Below are 1,448 nucleotides of genomic sequence, written 5' to 3'. Positions count from 1 at the left end.
GCCGGCACCCTGACCATCAGCGACGTCGACAGCGCCGCAACCTTCGTCGCGCAAACCAACACCGCCGGCAGCTACGGACAGTTCTCCATCGGCACCGGTGGTGCCTGGACCTACGTCGCCAATTCCGCGCACAACGAGTTCGCTGCCGGCACCACCTACACCGACACCTTCGCAGTGAGCAGTGCCGACGGCACCCTCACTTCGGTCACCGTGCACATCCTCGGTACCAACGATGCGGCCGTGCTGTCCGCTGGCACCGCCAACCTCACCGAGACCAATGCCGCCGTCGACATTTCCACCGCCGGCACCCTGACCATCAGCGACGTCGACAGCGCCGCAACCTTCGTCGCGCAAACCAACACCGCCGGCAGCTACGGCCAGTTCTCCATCGGCACCGGTGGTGCCTGGACCTACGTCGCCAACTCCGCGCACAACGAATTCGCCGCCGGCACCACCTACACCGACACCTTCGCGGTGAGCAGTGCCGATGGCACCCTCACCTCAGTCACCGTGCATATCGCCGGCAGCAACGACTCACCGACGATCACCTCAAACGGTGGTGGCGCGACGGCTTCGATCAACGTGGTGGAGAACACCACGGCGGTCACAACGGTAACGGCGACTGATGTTGATCTGCCGGCACAAACGCTGACCTACAGCATCGTCGGCGGAGTGGATGCCGCGAAGTTCTCGATCGCTTCAGGCACAGGCGCGCTGAGCTTTATCTCTGCACCCAACTTTGAAGCACCGACTGATTCGGGAACGAACAACGTTTATGACGTGATTGTGCGGGCATCGGACGGCACGCTGTTCGACGACCAGGCGATTGCGGTAACCGTGACGGGCGTCAACGACAACAGCCCGATTATCACCTCCAACGGTGCTGGTGCGACGGCTTCGGTAAGCGTGGCGGAGAACACCACAGCGGTCACGACGGTGGCAGCGACCGATGCAGACCTGCCGGCACAAACGCTGACCTACAGCATCGTCGGTGGAGTGGATGCCGCGAAATTCTCGATCGTTTCTGGCACAGGCGCGCTGAGCTTCATCTCTGCACCCAACTTTGAAGCACCGACTGATTCGGGAACGAACAACGTCTATGACGTGATTGTACGGGCATCGGACGGCACACTGTTTGACGACCAGGCGATCGCAGTAACCGTGACAGGCGTCAACGACAACTCCCCGGTGATCACCTCCAACGGCGGTGGTGCGACCGCTTCGGTCAACGTGACGGAGAACACCACGGCGGTCACGACAGTGGCAGCGACCGATGCAGACCTGCCGGCACAAACGCTGACCTACAGCATCGTCGGCGGAGTGGATGCCGCGAAGTTCTCGATCGCTTCAGGCACAGGCGCGCTGAGCTTTATCTCTGCACCCAACTTTGAAGCACCGACTGATTCGGGAACGAACAACGTCTATGACGTGATTGTGCGGGCATCGGA

At 61.6% G+C, this 1,448-nt stretch carries 1 protein-coding gene; it reads left to right on the top strand.

The genetic code is table 11. The features are described from left to right. Positions 1 to 1,448, top strand: a 1,448-nt coding sequence (locus ACCC96_RS30270) for a VCBS domain-containing protein (protein ID WP_413697740.1), incomplete at both ends; no start/stop codon positions are given.

Origin of the sequence: Pseudomonas sp. Pseusp11 (assembly GCF_047304405.1) — a bacterium.
In the GTDB taxonomy this organism is placed as follows: Bacteria; Pseudomonadota; Gammaproteobacteria; order Pseudomonadales; family Pseudomonadaceae; genus Aquipseudomonas.
This window is presented reverse-complemented; position numbering and strand designations above follow the sequence as displayed.